Raw genomic sequence first — 14,927 nt, forward strand, 5'->3', positions numbered from 1 at the left:
GCAATCGGGAGGTTGTCACCGGGCGCGCTCGCGAATACCGCTAGCCCATGACGAACCTTGCCGACAGCCCCTCCGACAGCCTCACCGACCGCGACTGGTTCTTTTGCGGTATCGGCGGATCGGGGATGCTGCCGCTGGCGCTGATCCTCAAGGGACTTGGCGCGCGCGTCGCAGGATCGGACCGCAGCCGCGACCAAGGGCGCACGCCGGAGAAGTTCGCATGGCTTGAAAGCCTCGGCTTCGCGCTGTTTCCGCAGGACGGATCTGGGGTGACATCGCCTGGACAGGTGCTTGTGGCTTCGGCGGCAGTCGAGGATACCGTCCCGGAAATGATCCGGGCCAGGGATCTTGGCTGCGCGCGGATGAGCCGCGCCGAACTGCTCTCGGCGCTGTTCAATGCCAGCCCGCAGCGCATCGCGGTGGGCGGGACCAGCGGCAAATCCACCGTCACCGGCATGATCGGCTGGATCCTGACGCAGGCGGCGTGCGACCCCACGATCATGAACGGCGCAGTGATGAAGAACTTCGTCGCTCCAGGCACGCCCTTCGCGTCGGCACGGGTCGGATCGGGCGGCGTGTTCGTATCCGAGGTGGATGAAAGCGACGGCTCGATCGCGCTCTACCGCCCGACTGTCGCGGTGCTCAACAACGTCAGCCTCGACCACAAGAGCCTCGAGGAACTGCGCGAATTGTTCGGCGACTTCCTGACCCGAGCCGAAATCGCCGTCATCAACGCCGACGATGCCGAAAGCCTCGCGCTGACCGGATGCGCCCATGCGACAATCACGTTCGGCTTGCGCGCGGCTGCCGACATTGCGGTCGCCGAAGCCTCGATCGTCGAAGGGCCCACCTCAATCACCGCGACGGTCGTCGACGCACGCGAGGGCAAGCGCCATGCGCTGAACCTGCGTGTGCCCGGGCGCCACAACCTCGCCAACGCGCTCGCCGCGATCGCTGCTGCCAGTGCCGCCGGGGTGCCCGTCGCCGATGCCGTCCACCATGTCGCCAGCTTCACAGGCCTCGCGCGCCGCTTCGACATCGTCGGCACCACCGCCTCTGGCATCACCGTTATCGACGACTTCGGCCACAACCCGGAGAAGGTCGCGGCCACACTCGCCACGCTGCGTGCCCACCCAGGCCGGATCATCGCGTTCTTCCAGCCCCATGGTTACGGCCCGTTGCGCCAGATGGGCGCAGAGCTCGCCGAAGTCCTCGCCACCGCGCTTGGCCCCAACGACACCACGATCCTGTGCGACCCGGTCTATTTCGGCGGCACGGTCGATCGCTCGGCGGGATCGGAGCGAATCACCGATCTGATCCGCCATCTCGGCGGCAATGCCGAATACATCCCCGCCCGCGCTGACTGCGCCACACGCATCGTCCAGCTCGCGCAACCTGCCGACCGCATCGTCATCATGGGCGCGCGCGACGACACGCTGTCATTGTTTGCAAAGGACATCATTTCGAGCCTTCGCTAGGAACGTCCGACGGCAAGGAGCCGATCGCGCTCACGCGAGCGGCCCTCGCCCCTCGAAGCGACCCGAGGGCTCAAGCCGTTCAATCGAAGCGCTTTTCCAGCATCACCAGATGGGGATCGTCTTCCATGCCGTGCGCAACAAAGCCCTTCTCGCGCTCCAGTTCGATGGCCGCATGGTTGTCGCGATCCTCGATCGAGATGACGCGCTTCAACCCGCGCTTTTCCGCCTCTTGCGCCAGCAGGTCGAGCATGGCCCAGCCCACGCCACGACCACGATAGGCAGTGCGGACCGACACGGCGATCTCGCCTGTATCCATACGCGCATCGCAAGCCAGCATCGCCGATGCGACAAGCGTGCCGTGCTGTTGCTCGAACGCCAGATAGCTTTCGGTGCGCCAGTGATCGACGTCGGTCAGCGGCACGAGTTGGCCATGGCCGATGTGCGTGCTTGCCGCCAGAAAGCGGAAACGGCGGTCCTCGGCACTGACGTCATCGAAGAACGCTTCGAGCAGCGCCTCATCGTCCGTTGATGCTTGCCGTACGTCCAGCATGACGCCGTCACGCGTGAAAAGTTGGGCGATCGCGGCCGCAACGGCGGCTTTCGGGATGGTCATTTGTGCGCTCCTTCGGGATCACAAGGTGTCCGCCGCCTGTTAAAGCGTTGGCGCGCGTAACTATTGATCCAGCGCAAACATTTGACATCAAAGCATTTGCGAACTTCGCACCGGCAGATGCACAAAACGATCATACCCCTGCACTGAAAATCTTAGGATCCCGGCCGTACTAAGGAGTGTAGTTAACGCAAGCGGAGGAAAAGCGATGTGGCTCGATACTGACAGCGACGAATTCGTCGCCCACCGTCGCGCGCCGCGCGTCGGAATCGAGCTTCCGGTGCGCTGCAAGCACGGTGCTACACGGTCAACGGTTATCCTTAAGGATCTCAACCAGTACGGCGCCCGGATCGAAGGTCTGGAAAAGCTGCGGCTGGACGAGCCGCTGCAGATCCTGCTCCCTGGCCTTCAGGCCAAGATGGCCTTCGTGGTTTGGTCGCGCGACAAGGTCAGCGGCATCGAATTCGAACATCCCCTGCACGACGATGTGTTCCAGCTGATCGTGAGCGAGTTCGCGATCAAGCACTACCGCGAGGGCAATCCGCCCAAGCAAGCGCCGGTCCGTCACGCCGCCTGAGCGGCCTCAGAGCTTGCCGCGCGCCTTGGCAACAAGGTGCACGCCGACCGCAACGATCGAGCCCAGCACCAGCCCGACGATAGCCGAGGCCACGGCATAGGTCAGCCAGCCAAGCACACCGCCGACCGGGCCGGTTGCAACTTCGACCGCGTGCTGTGCCGCATGCGCCAGCCCTGCCGGGCCATGGACGCCCAGTTCCTCCAGCCCGTGAAGAATGATGCCTCCGCCGACCCACAGCATCGCGGCCGTGCCGACCGTTGCCAGCAGCACGAGCAGAACCGGCATCGCGCGCAGCAGAAAATGCCCGAAGCTCCGCGCCAGAGCGGATGGCTTCTTCGACAGGTGCAGCCCGATATCGTCCATCTTCACGATCAGCCCGACCGCCCCATAAACCGCGACCGTGATGGCGATGCCGACCACGGCAAGAATGATTCCCTGCTGCACGATGCCTTCGCCCGACACTTCGGCCAGCGCGATCGCCATGATTTCGGCCGATAGGATCAGATCGGTGCGGATCGCGCCCGAAACGCGCTCGTTCTCGAACGCCGTCACGTCGGTCGGCTTGTCCTCCAGCGTTTCGCCGTGCTTCGCCCCGCCCAGCTTCTCCAGCACTTTCTCCGCGCCTTCGAAACACAAGTACAACCCACCCATCATCAGCAGCGGCGTGATCGCCACCGGCAGCAGCGCGCTCAGCAGCAAAGCGATCGGCAGCAGGATCACCAGCTTGTTGAACAGGCTGCCCTTGGCGATTCGGGCGATGACCGGCAACTCGCGATCGGGGGTGAATTCCGTGACATAGGACGGCGTCACTGCGGCATCGTCGATCACCACGCCGGCCGCCTTCGACCCGGCCTTGGCGGCGGCAGCGCTGACATCGTCGAGCGATGAGGCCGCGGCACGAGCGATAACGGAGATGTCGTCGAGCAGGGCGACCAGGCCGGTTGGCATGAGGTGGATCTATCCTTTGGCGGTTGAGGCGTTGATGTGTGAGGGAACGCCCGAACAAGCGCAAGGGTCCGCACTACCCCAGTCAGACCCGCGACCCCGGTACCGCCACCTGCACGAAATGCGGCTTGGCCTTCGCGCCGCCTGGATCGGCAGCTGCAGCCAGAACGCTGGGTGGCACGCGATGGCGGGTGCACAGCCCCCCGGACCCGTCGCTGGTCAGCGGCGTTTCGAACTCGACGCCGACCACGGCTCCCTCCGATCGCACAACATTCGATACGACCAGCTGCCCGCCGCCCAGATCGAGCACCAACCCTGTTCCGACCGGCACGCCCAAGAGCCCGTCGACCCGGGCACCCGTGCGCGAAAGATCGCGCATCAAAGCCTCATAACGACAGTTTTCGTGGATCACGCCGACCCTGCGGAACACCGAACGACGCTCGGGCCGGTGCCGCTTCGGTCCGTCCGGTTCGATCTTGAGATCGCCCGATGCTACCCGCTCGTTGACCTCTTCGAGTGGCATGGCGCGCGCAAAAATGTGCCCCTGCACCAGCTTGGCCCCTCGCTCGCGCACGACCTCAAGCTGGTCGAAGGCTTCGACGCCTTCGACCGTCGTTTCCATGTCCAGCGCGTCGGCCAATCCGAGGATCGCCGCGATGATCTTGGCACTGTTCTGGTCGCGAGACGCGCACGCCTCCACGAAACTACGATCGACCTTCAGCTTGTCGAAGGGCGCGGAACGCAGATAGCTAAGCGACGAGTAGCCGGTGCCGAAATCATCGAGCGCCAGCCGAACGCCAAGCCCCTTGAGCGCAGCGAACACCTCGTCCACCGCTTCGCTGTCGCGCATGAACACGGTCTCGGTCAGTTCGAGTTCAAGCCGGTCGGGGTCGATCCCGCTGGCCGCCAGCGCCGAAGCCACGCTCGTTACGAACCCCGGCACCGCAAATTGCACCGCCGATACGTTGACCGCCACGCGCACGCTGGCTGGCCAGTCCGCGGCATCGGCACAAGCCTGGCGCAATGCCCAGTCGCCCAGCGGGACGATCAGATTGGTCTCCTCGGCTACCGGGATGAACACCGCCGGCGGGATGGCGCCGCGCTCGGGATGGTTCCAGCGCATCAGCGCCTCGAAGCCGACGACCATGTTATCCTCGATCCGCACCACCGGCTGGTAATGCAGGTCGATCTCGTCGCTGCCTAGCGCCTCGCGCAAGTCCTCGCTCAGCGTCGTGCGCTCCAGCGCCTCGTCCTTGAGTTCGGCGCCAAAGAAGCGGAACTGGCCGCGCCCGCCGTTCTTGGCGGCGTAGAGCGCAAGATCGGCCGATGCGACAAGCGTTTCGCGGTCATCGCCGTCATGCGGGGCGACCGCCACCCCGACCGAAGCGCCGATCACCGCGCGCTTGCCTTCGATGACATAGGGCTGCGAGAGCATCTGGATCACGCGCGCAGCAATTTCGCCCAGTCGTCCGCGATCGTCGTGGTCGGGCAGCACGATCTGGAATTCGTCACCGCCCAGCCGCCCGACCTCGCCGCGATCGCCGACGACCTTGCGCAAGCGTTCGGCAACCTGTCGCAGCAATTCGTCCCCTGCGGGATGGCCCATGGTATCATTGACGTGCTTGAACCGATCGAGGTCGAGCATCATCAGCCCGCAACACCGTCCAACCGGACGGAACGCTGCCAGCATTCCGTCAATCCTGCGCGTCATGCGATAGCGATTGAACAGCCCGGTCAGCGAATCGAACTCCGCCGCCTTGCTGTCATCACGCTTGCGGCGATATTCGCGGGTCACGTCCCGGGCGAAACCGCGATACCCGGCAAACGTGCCGTCGGATTGCTTGAGCGGATGTCCCGACAACGCCCACCACCGGCCATCCTGGCCCGCTGCGCCTGAAAACCGCACGATCAGATCGGCGATGCGGGCATGGGTCGACAGCAGAAAGCTCAATGGCCTGGCCGCACTCGCCTCGGGATCCTCAATGTCGGTTTCCACCACCGCGGTCAGCGGCACGCCGTACAAACCGCTCGCATCGACGCAGGCCGTCGCGGACAAGTACGAGAGCTTCCCGCCTGCGTCGGTCGCCCACAGCCACGCCAGTCCAGCCTGTTCGAACTCATCCAGCATCATGAGGCGGGCATCCGCAGTGTCCGCATACCGGACCCGCGCCGGAGACGGCGCCACCGTGCCCTCGGTATCCGGCTGCCCGCGCGACAACCGTTTGATGATTCCCCTGACCGGCATTCCCTGATTTCGCCTGGTTCGATACTCGATCTGAACTCACGCTATAACTTTTGTTCGTTACCGCGTCCCTAATTGACGGTGACCCGCGCTCTGCGACGCATACTCAGCAAACGAACCGTTCGCATTCTGCCGCTCGAGTCGCTATGGGCGCGCCCATGACACAGCCGGTAAAACGCCTGCATCACCTCGACGCTGCCCGCGCGCTGCTGCTGCTGCTCGGGTTGCCGTTCCACGTCGCGACCAAGGCGATCTTCGAGAGCGAGCCCGCCGCGACCGCCTTCCAGACATCGCTCGGCATCGGCGCCTACGCCTCGATCACGCACGCTTTCCGCATGTTCGCGTTCTTCATGCTGGCGGGATACTTCGCCGCGATGATGCGCGAACGCAAAGGCGCGGGAGCGTGGATTGCCGAGCGCATGCGTCGTCTCGGCCTGCCCTTGCTGGCGAGCCTGGCGACCTTGGGCCTGATCCAGTTCCAGCTTCAGGATTCGCTCCTGCACAAGCCGTCGCCGCACTTCCTCGGGCTTCCGGTGGCGCTCGATCACTTGTGGTTCCTGTTCGTCCTGCTCGGATTTTGCCTCACCTATATCGCGATCCCGCTTTCGCGGATCACGCCAAGCCCCCGCCTGGTCAAGGCGCTGCAGTTGCAGGGCCTCGGCGGTATCGCGCTGCTGTTCGCGCTGGCGGTCTGGGGCTTGGTCAGGGTCGCCACCGAACTCCTGCTCCCGCCGATCCCAGATGCGCCCAGTGAAACGCTGCTGTGGCAGCAGTTCGTGTTCCACTCCGCCGGGTTCACGCTCGGGGTGCTGGCGTGGCATGGCCGCTTGGGAGAACAGCTGTTCGCCTTGCGCAACCGCTCCGTCCTGCCCGCAGCAGCACTGCTTCTGGCGATCTACATCCCGCTCGACCCGCTGATCCGCCCGGCGCTTGGCCTCGAAATTTACCCCAGCCTCGGCGGAATGCTGGTCATGCGCGCGATAGAATTGCCGCTTGCCTACCTGCTGTCGCTCGCACTGTTCCGCCTGCTCGCCGCGCTGATCCGGGGTCCCAGTCGCACGATCACCTTCTTCGTGGACGGCGCGCTGGCGATCTACCTGTTCCACCTCGTCTGGGCGATGCTGATCCTCCCGCACGCGCGCGCCCTGCCGGTCGCGGCAGAGCTGCAATGGCTGCTCGCCACCGCCGCAGTGCTCGTCCTGTCGGTCGCCAGCTTCCTCGCCGTGCGCTCGACCAGCCTCACCGCGATGCTGTTTTGCGGCGCTCCTGCCCGCCCCATGGCGCTCCCCGCCTCCGCCGCCGTGCAGCCCGTCCACTGAACGCTTGCATTCCAGCGTCAACTCGCTAAGGGCCACCCCTTCGCCGGGCATTCCTGGTGATACCCCAAGCAGAAAGCCGGAGGGGCCCCGCAATCCCGCGGATCAGCCAGCGATCGGTTGAATAGATAAGGACGCAAAAGCATGCCGCTTTACGAGCATGTGTTTCTGGCGCGCCAAGACTTGAGCCAGGCTCAGGTCGATGTGCTGGCAGCCACAGCCACCGAAATCGTCGAAGCCAACCAGGGCAAGGTCGTCAAGACCGAGACCTGGGGTCTCCGTTCGCTGGCCTACAAGATCCAGAAGAACCGCAAGGCGCACTTCGTGCTGCTGAACATCGAATCGTCGGGTGCTGCCATCCTCGAGCTCGAGCGTCAGACCGCGATCAACGAAGACATCATCCGCTTCATGACCGTCCGTGTCGAAGAGCACGAAGGTGGTCCTTCGGTAATGATGCGCAAGAACGACCGCGAGCGTACTCGCCGTCGCGAACGCGAAGGGGAATAAGAGATGGCCCGTCCGTTTTTCCGCCGTCGCAAGAGCTGCCCGTTCTCGGGCAAGAACGCTCCGAAGATCGACTACAAGGATGTGCGTCTGCTGCAGGGCTTCATGTCCGAGCGTGGCAAGATCGTGCCTTCGCGCATCACCGCCGTTTCGGCAAAGAAGCAGCGCGAGCTGAGCCAGGCGATCAAGCGCGCCCGGCACATCGGCCTGCTGCCGTACATCGTCAAGTAAGGAGCGCACACCATGCAGATCATCCTGCTCGAGCGCATCGAGAAGCTGGGCGCCATCGGCGACGAAGTGACCGTCAAGGACGGTTATGCCCGCAACTTCCTGCTGCCCAACAAGAAGGCGCTTCGCGCCAACGACGCCAACCGCAAGGTGTTCGAATCCAACCGTGCCCGCATCGAGGCCGATAACGCAGCGCGTCGTGAAGACGCGAAGGGCGAGTCGTCCAACGTCGAGGGCAAGGAAGTCGTGCTGATCCGTGCGTCGTCGAACGCCGGTCAGCTCTACGGCTCGGTTTCGGTCCGCGACATCGCCGACGGCCTCAACGAACTGGGCGCCAAGGTGAACAAGTCGATGGTCGTGCTCGAACGCCCGATCAAGACCCTCGGCGTCTACGACGTCAAGGTCGCGCTTCACCCCGAAGTGTCGGTGACCGTCAAGGTCAACGTCGCACGTTCGGCCGACGAAGCCGCGCTGCAGTCGCAGGGCGTGGACGTTATGGCCGCCATGTTCGACACCGATGTCGGCGGCTTCACCGAAGCCTACGATCCGAACGCAGAGCCGGGCGAAATCTCGTCCGACATGCTGGACGAGCCTGCTGAGGAAACCGAAGCCTGAGGCTTCGCTTCCGCAGCGGCTACAAGATCAAGGGGCGCCCCAACCGGGCGCCCCTTTTTCGTTGGGTGCCATGACTTTGCAGAGTAGCAATGGTCGGCTAGAGCATGGGCGATGGATTCAACTGAAACGATAATCGCCGACCTCTCCCGCATCTACGATCAGGCCGTCGCGCTGCTCAGGGCCGACATAGCCGCTTATGCCAACGACGGCACGCTGCCCCCGCCTGAACGCCGCCTCGACGGCAGCTACTGCTATCCGCAATTGGTTATCACCTTTCGCGGCGATCCGGCGCACGAGGCGACCGGACGGGCATTCGGACGGCTGACCCAGCGCGGCACTTACGCCTGCACCGTCACGCGCCCCGCCCTGTTCGACGATTACCTGGCCGAACAGATCGATGTGATCCGCTCCGGGTTCGACGTCGAAATCACGGTCGAGCGCTCGCACCAGGAAATGCCGTTCCCCTACGTACTCGACGGTGCGTACGGCGCGCAGATCGGCAGTGTCAGCCCGCCAGAACTCGCCAAGCATTTTCCGACGACCGATCTTGCCCATATCGGCGACGAGATTGCGGATGGGGAATATCTGATCGGTGACGGCCCATTCCCGCTTGCGCTGTTCGACGGACTGCGCACCGACTTCAGCCTCGCACGCCTTGCCCATTACACTGGCACCAGCACCGAAGATTTCCAGCGCTACATCCTGTTCACCAACTACCACCGCTATGTCGATGAATTCGTCGATTGGGCCGCGCAGCAGGTTGACGGCACGAACTATATCGCGCTGACTGGCGCGGGCGGCCTGTTCCTCGATGCCGCGACCGACAACGCGCGCGCACGCCTGTCCGATACGGCATGGCGGCGACACCAGATGCCGGCATACCACCTCGTCGCGCCCGACAAGTCGGGCATCACGCTGGTCAATATCGGCGTCGGCCCGTCCAATGCCAAAACCATCTGCGATCATCTCGCGGTACTGCGACCCGAGGCGTGGCTGATGATCGGCCATTGCGGCGGCCTTCGCCCGACCCAGAAGATCGGCGACTACGTCCTCGCTCACGCCTACTTGCGCGACGATCACGTGCTCGATCCCGTTTTGCCTCCCGAAATCCCGATCCCGGCGATTGCCGAGGTGCAGGTCGCGCTTCAGCAGGCGGCGGAGATGGTCAGCGGCGCCAATGGCACCGACCTCAAGAAGCGCATGCGCACTGGCACGATCGTCACCACCGATGATCGCAACTGGGAACTACGCTATACCCATTCCGCCCGCCGCCTGTCGCTCAGCCGCGCGGTCGGGATCGACATGGAAAGCGCCACGATCGCCGCACAGGGCTACCGCTTCCGCGTACCCTACGGCACGCTGCTGTGCGTCTCGGACAAACCGCTCCATGGCGAGATCAAGCTACCCGGCCAGGCCAACCGCTTCTACGAGGAAGCCATCGCCGCCCACCTCGCGATCGGAACCACCGCCTGCGCCCTTCTGCGCAAGGAAGGGCCGAGGCTGCACAGTCGCAAACTCCGCGCCTTCAACGAGCCACCATTCCGGTAAAAGCGCCCACCCCCAACCCCTCCCGCATGCGGGAGGGGGGCAAAAACAGGCACCACTTCTTCCCCCCTCCCGCTTGCGGGAGGGGTCGGGGGTGGGCACCCTTACTGCATGTAGCGCGGCGAGACGTTCTGGAGTCTTTGACAAGACAAACTAGAGCACTCCGCTGCGGCATGACCGGGCGCATAGCGGGTTTCTCATTGGGCTGACAGAGGGTTCTTTCGGCGCTCTCACGAACGGCTAAGAAGCCCGCCTCGCATCGCTGGCTCCCACGTCGCCAGCTCATCGTTTTGTGGCACGGCTGGCAGCGCCCCTATTACCGCCATGCGCAGCGCTTCGGAATAGAGCCGCAGCCCCATGGGTGCCAGATCGCGCCGCCACAATGTGGCCGCGTCATCACCCGGTTTGATGTGGCACCAATCCTGAAGCGCGACAGGCCCAGTGTCGGCTCCATCATCCATCCAGTAGATCGTGCCTCCGGTCATTTGCTCCCGCATGTGAATGGCCCAGCGGATAGCGTCCCGCCCACGATGGCGCGGCAAGAGCGACGGGTGATAGCCGAGCGCGCCAAGCCTTGCCCGTGCCCTCGTCGCGGCAGGAATGAAGCAATGGGCATGGGCGGCGCAGATCAGATCAACCTCGTCTGGAATCGATCCTGCCGAAAGCACCCGGTCGGCAACCTGGGCGGAAAGTCCACGCTTCCCGGCCTCGACCGCCAGCGCATCATCCGCTGTGGGCGCGGCCACGCCGGTCACTTCAAATCCTTCAGCCAGGCATTGCTTCAGAAACTGCGCGGCAAGCCATTTCTGGCCAACGATAAACAGCTTCACGCCCTGTCCTCCGGCAGCAAATACCGGAAGCCTTGTACGGCGCGGAAGTGCCCGCCAAAGCCGCTGCCGTGGCTATGAGCGGTCATCTTTCCACGCTCGTATGATCGCTGCAGCGTTTCAAGGCTTCGCGCCTTCAGTTCGCCATGTAGCCTGCCCGACACCTGCGTCCATCCCTTCGCCCGGCGCAGCGCAGCGGCAAGCCCGGGATGGCTGGTATGGAACAGAGTCGGCATGCGTCTGCCGTACCGGTTTTGACCATCTGCCCATGCCTCGCACACGGTGTTGAGAAAGCGCATCCCAACGCCGATGCCCTGCCATTCAGGCATGATAACCAACCGGCAGGCGCGCGCCTCGATCAGTCCAGGCCGCGTAGAAACGCCCAGATGCGCGACCGGCTGGCCATCAACGAATCCGACATAGCAACGGGCTGCGATCATGTGCGGCAGCTTCAGATAGTGATGCGGCTCAAACAGGGGCCAGTGCTGCCAGTTGCTTTCCCTGATCTCCAGTTCAAACGATGGTCTTCGTCGAAGACACCCCCGTTCTAGCGTTCCCGTCGCCGTGTCATAAACCCAGTCGGGCTGCAGCCAATCAAGGATATCGTAATGGCATGACAGCAGCACGGCCCGCCCGGTGCCGCGCCGCCACGCTTTGGCAAATGCCGCCGCGCCAACGCATGCGATCTGCCGGTCAACTACCGACGAGAACTCATCAACCACAGCCAGCGGCGGTGCCTCACAAACAAGCCGCGCCAGCATCGCCCGGAACTGCTCCCCGTTGGAAAGAACCCCAAAGGGCCTAAGCCAAGTCGGCACACTACCAAGGCCGACCGCAGACAGCGCGCCGGTAACATCGTCAAACGGAAGGTCAGGCCCAATCGCGTCAATGATGGGTGAGGATTGCGGCCAGCATGGCTCGTAGATCGGCCCGGTTGCGCGGCCAAGGCTCGTCTTTCCCGACCCGGACGGCCCCACGATCACGCCGATCTGCCAGTCCTCATCCATGCCCGGAAGGTCGGCCTCGATGTCAAACCGCGTGGCCTGATCGTCGACGTTGAAAAGCGATTTCACGCGGGCTGCACGATATGTCGCCACATCGTCGCAACGGTGGTGTGCGGCCACTTTCATACGCACACCACCTTGGGCAAATAGCCCTGCTTGCTCAGCCGGTCGAAGACCCGCCGCTGGTCGGCCTCGTCGCGGCACTGGACGATCAATCCGTACTGCGGGCGATACTTGTAGCCGTTGCGGGCGGGTGGCTTCCGTCCGGGGCTTGCGGCCCCGGAACTGGTAGGCGCAGCCTCCTCTTTGATGCGTCCCATGTCATTCTCCGGTGGCGGCTCTGTTGGCGCTCCGGGTCGGGCTCACTGGCCTCAATTGGTTGATCTGGCGGCAGCGTCGACATTTGATTTCGACAAGGCCCGCCAACGCCCCATTCTCTGCTCGGAACAGCAACGCATTACAAGCGCCGCAACGAAACGACTCCTTCATTCTTTTGCACCTATCGATGCCCTCGCCGTCACGGCCGGGGGCGCTGATGAGCTGAGCATGCCAGCTCTAGGTGCGAGTTCGTGCTCGCGGTTTGAGGTGCTCGTAACACCTCAGCCGCCCCCGTAAGGGCGGTATTCTTCTAAATGCAGGTGACCTGAAAGCGTTGGCCAAAGGTGTTTCCGTCTGACAGGTCGCCCACGATGTCGAACTGGGCCGTACCTTTGCGGTTGCCGCCAGACAGCCGGAACGTGCCGGTGTCAGCACCGTCGAGGCTCACCTGATCAACCTGGACACCGCCCGTCACATTCTCGTGCCGCAGGACAGTAACTGTGCGGCCTCCAGCCAGCCACGGTGTAAGGTCGAGGCCGCACTTCCAGACCTCGCTGACGATCTTGTTTGGCATGTTTCTCACGCGCCGATCTCCATCTTCATCAACTACAAAGGCCAAGGTTTTCTGCTCGGCCACAAACGTCAACGGCTTGGCTTCAACCGCAAATGAGATGAACCGGACAGGGGCAGTGCCGCCGCTTCCAGCCCGCGCAATTCCCGTGATCGCGCCGATGCTGCCAAAGCCGCTGGCCGTGATCGATAAGCGGGCAACGGCACCGCCGATGATCCTGCCAATGCTCCCAACGCCCGCACCGATGATCTGCGGAGCCGCGCCGCTGCTGCCGCCCGCATTGCCGGTGACCGCGCCGATGCTACCACTGGCACTGGCACGGATCGTAAGCCGCGCTGATGCGCTACCGGTGATCCTGCCGATACTGCCCGCAACGCTGCCACGGCTGGTAAGGCGGGCAGTGCTAAGGCCGGTGATCGCGCCGATACTGGCAGTTGCAATCGCCTTGATCGCCAAGCGGGCGCTGGCGCTGCCGGTGATCCTGCCAATGCTACCGTTGGCCGCTCCAACCGTCTGCGGCGCGCTACTGCTGCTACCCGATGAGGCACCGGTAATTGCACCGATGCTTCCGTTAGCGCTGGCCCGAACTGTCAGGCGCGCGGTGGCCGAGCCGGTGATCGCCCCAATGCTGCCGCTTGCGCTGGCTCTGGCTGACAGCCGGGACGTTCCACCGCCCGTAATTGCGCCGATATTGCCGCTGGCACTGCCTTTGATGGCAACACGCCCGGATGCGGCCCCGGTAATCGCGCCAATGCTTCCGTTGGCGCTGCCACGGATCGAAAGGGCCGCCGTAGCGCCCCCTGTGATGGCCCCAATGTTGCCGCTGGCGGTCGCACTGATCAGCAGGTTGGCCGAGGCGCTTCCCGTGATCGCGCCGATGTTGCCACTGGCGCTGCCAGCTATGGGCGATCCGCCGCCGCCAACGCTGTACTCTTCCAGCGCAAAGAAAATGCCCGCTTTGTCCGCTGTAGGCGTGAAAGCAGGGTTGCTGGTCTCGCCGGTCGAAGTGTTGACCCGAAACTCGCCCAGCAAGGATATCGGGCTGGATGTAGAGGAGCGGAACGTGGAAAGCGCCGTGAAACCTGCGGTGGCAGAGACTGACGCTGTGGTGCTCATCTCCGCGCCCAGGACGCGAAGATAAAGCCTTTCGCCGTCCGTCAGGCCGGAAAAGGACGATGACCCAAATCCGCCGCCTGCGTCCACCTGCGATACGACAGGTGCCGCCCCAGTAGTCTGGCGCAGGCTGCTACCAACGCCAACGTTCCACTTCTCCAGCGCCGCGATCTTTTGCGTGCGTGAGCTGGCCAGCGTGATCGTGATGACCGTGCCAGATGCGTTGCTGGATGACGGCGTAAACAGCCACGTCGCGACGGTTACGCCCGCCGCGCCAGCCCCTTGGCTGTTGGTGTATTCGCCCAGCTTTTCCCAGGTACCGTCACCACCAGTGACCGACGTGACTTCGTTGTTGTCGCCGTCGGTCGTGGTGATGTTGTCCAGCGCAATACGCAGGACGCCAACTTCGCCCGGATCGAGCGTTGCGGTTGTCGCTAGTGTCCAACTGGAGCTGCTGGCAGCGCTAGGGGCATTGCCACACTGGGTTGGACTAGCCCCTATCGTCACGGATTAACTGCCTGGGGCGTTGAGCGTGAAGACAGACACCGTGAACTGCTGAGCGGCAGCGAACACCACGTTATCAACCTGAAGGAACCCGCCGCCGCCAGTCGCGCTAATATCGCCCTGCATGTGGCAAGTCGCGCCAGTGCTATCCATGATTTCGAAGTGCGCAGCGTTGCCCGCCGCGTCGGCGCTGATGTCTTCCCAAGTGCCTGATTTGCTCTTGCTGCCGCCAGCCGCTGCCAGCATCCAATCGGATGGGAGGTTGATCGTGGCTAGGACCGTTCCTGTACGGGCCGCCGCCGTGTTGGCTGGCGCAGCGCCGGTCCGGATGCGCATGATGGGGTTGGCGCCGATTGTCGCCTCAATGATGTCAAGGATGGCGTTGCGAACGGCTACGGAAAATTGGGGGTCTGCCATTGAAAGGGTCTCCAGGCGGGTGCCGAGTGACACCCCTGATCGACCGATGTTTCACCCACCTGATGCAAGAAAAATATGCCCCCCTAAGCGGGCAATAAACAGGCTCTCAGAAC

Annotated in this window: 16 protein-coding genes; 7 read left to right on the forward strand and 9 right to left on the reverse strand. The window is 63.8% G+C overall.

What is annotated here, in order from left to right:
* The first annotated feature begins 47 nt into the window (after positions 1-47).
* Complete coding sequence (locus GGQ88_RS00445; RefSeq protein ID WP_183611062.1) at positions 48-1,478, forward strand: Mur ligase family protein; 1,431 nt, start codon at positions 48-50, stop codon at positions 1,476-1,478.
* 79 nt (positions 1,479-1,557) lie between these two features.
* Here the strand turns inward: GGQ88_RS00445 and GGQ88_RS00450 are convergent, their stop codons facing one another.
* The gene (locus tag GGQ88_RS00450; protein ID WP_183611063.1) at positions 1,558-2,091 is read right to left on the reverse strand and encodes a GNAT family N-acetyltransferase; all 534 of its coding nucleotides are present in this window, start codon (positions 2,089-2,091) and stop codon (positions 1,558-1,560) included.
* Positions 2,092-2,296: 205 nt separating this feature from the next.
* Between GGQ88_RS00450 and GGQ88_RS00455 the strand changes: the two genes are divergently transcribed.
* On the forward strand, positions 2,297-2,665 hold the full coding sequence (locus GGQ88_RS00455) for a PilZ domain-containing protein (protein ID WP_183611064.1): 369 nt from the start codon (positions 2,297-2,299) through the stop codon (positions 2,663-2,665).
* A 6-nt stretch (positions 2,666-2,671) separates the two neighbouring features.
* Here GGQ88_RS00455 and GGQ88_RS00460 read toward each other — a convergent pair whose 3' ends face one another.
* The gene (locus tag GGQ88_RS00460; protein ID WP_183611065.1) at positions 2,672-3,613 is read right to left on the reverse strand and encodes a DUF808 domain-containing protein; all 942 of its coding nucleotides are present in this window, start codon (positions 3,611-3,613) and stop codon (positions 2,672-2,674) included.
* Between the two features lie 82 nt (positions 3,614-3,695).
* On the reverse strand, positions 3,696-5,855 hold the full coding sequence (locus tag GGQ88_RS00465) for a putative bifunctional diguanylate cyclase/phosphodiesterase (protein ID WP_183611066.1): 2,160 nt from the start codon (positions 5,853-5,855) through the stop codon (positions 3,696-3,698).
* A 155-nt stretch (positions 5,856-6,010) separates the two neighbouring features.
* Between GGQ88_RS00465 and GGQ88_RS00470 the strand changes: the two genes are divergently transcribed.
* The 5 genes from GGQ88_RS00470 to GGQ88_RS00490 all read left to right on the forward strand — a co-directional run bounded on the left by GGQ88_RS00470 (position 6,011) and on the right by GGQ88_RS00490 (position 10,063).
* Entirely contained in the window at positions 6,011-7,171 is a 1,161-nt protein-coding gene (locus GGQ88_RS00470; RefSeq protein ID WP_183611067.1) for an acyltransferase family protein, read from the forward strand.
* A gap of 141 nt (positions 7,172-7,312) precedes the next feature.
* The gene (rpsF, locus tag GGQ88_RS00475; protein ID WP_183611068.1) at positions 7,313-7,675 is read left to right on the forward strand and encodes a 30S ribosomal protein S6; all 363 of its coding nucleotides are present in this window, start codon (positions 7,313-7,315) and stop codon (positions 7,673-7,675) included.
* Positions 7,676-7,678: 3 nt separating this feature from the next.
* The gene (gene rpsR / locus GGQ88_RS00480) at positions 7,679-7,903 is read left to right on the forward strand and encodes a 30S ribosomal protein S18 (protein ID WP_011445073.1); all 225 of its coding nucleotides are present in this window, start codon (positions 7,679-7,681) and stop codon (positions 7,901-7,903) included.
* Positions 7,904-7,915: 12 nt separating this feature from the next.
* Positions 7,916-8,515, forward strand: coding sequence for a 50S ribosomal protein L9 (rplI, locus tag GGQ88_RS00485; protein WP_183611069.1), 600 nt, complete (start codon positions 7,916-7,918; stop codon positions 8,513-8,515).
* Positions 8,516-8,626: 111 nt separating this feature from the next.
* Positions 8,627-10,063, forward strand: a complete 1,437-nt coding sequence (locus GGQ88_RS00490; RefSeq protein ID WP_183611070.1) for an AMP nucleosidase — start codon at positions 8,627-8,629, stop codon at positions 10,061-10,063.
* Positions 10,064-10,290: 227 nt separating this feature from the next.
* Here the strand turns inward: GGQ88_RS00490 and GGQ88_RS00495 are convergent, their stop codons facing one another.
* The 6 genes from GGQ88_RS00495 to GGQ88_RS00520 all read right to left on the reverse strand — a co-directional run bounded on the left by GGQ88_RS00495 (position 10,291) and on the right by GGQ88_RS00520 (position 14,814).
* Positions 10,291-10,890: a formyltransferase family protein gene (locus GGQ88_RS00495; RefSeq protein WP_183611071.1), complete on the reverse strand. Its 600-nt coding sequence runs from the start codon at positions 10,888-10,890 to the stop codon at positions 10,291-10,293.
* The gene (locus tag GGQ88_RS00500) at positions 10,887-11,894 is read right to left on the reverse strand and encodes a GNAT family N-acetyltransferase (RefSeq protein ID WP_221214444.1); all 1,008 of its coding nucleotides are present in this window, start codon (positions 11,892-11,894) and stop codon (positions 10,887-10,889) included. Before GGQ88_RS00500 ends, GGQ88_RS00495 begins: the two co-directional genes overlap by 4 nt.
* A gap of 119 nt (positions 11,895-12,013) precedes the next feature.
* The gene (locus GGQ88_RS00505; protein ID WP_183611073.1) at positions 12,014-12,211 is read right to left on the reverse strand and encodes a hypothetical protein; all 198 of its coding nucleotides are present in this window, start codon (positions 12,209-12,211) and stop codon (positions 12,014-12,016) included.
* A 1-nt stretch (position 12,212) separates the two neighbouring features.
* A complete protein-coding gene (locus tag GGQ88_RS21730) occupies positions 12,213-12,380 on the reverse strand; it encodes a Com family DNA-binding transcriptional regulator (RefSeq protein ID WP_183611074.1) in 168 nt (55 codons plus the stop codon).
* Between the two features lie 139 nt (positions 12,381-12,519).
* Positions 12,520-14,400 (reverse strand): hypothetical protein, encoded by a 1,881-nt coding sequence (locus tag GGQ88_RS00515; protein WP_183611075.1) that lies wholly within the window; start codon positions 14,398-14,400, stop codon positions 12,520-12,522.
* Between the two features lie 3 nt (positions 14,401-14,403).
* Positions 14,404-14,814: a hypothetical protein gene (locus GGQ88_RS00520; RefSeq protein ID WP_183611076.1), complete on the reverse strand. Its 411-nt coding sequence runs from the start codon at positions 14,812-14,814 to the stop codon at positions 14,404-14,406.
* Positions 14,815-14,927 lie beyond the last annotated feature (113 nt).

Source organism: Novosphingobium hassiacum, assembly GCF_014196055.1.
In the GTDB taxonomy this organism is placed as follows: domain Bacteria; phylum Pseudomonadota; class Alphaproteobacteria; order Sphingomonadales; family Sphingomonadaceae; genus Novosphingobium; species Novosphingobium hassiacum.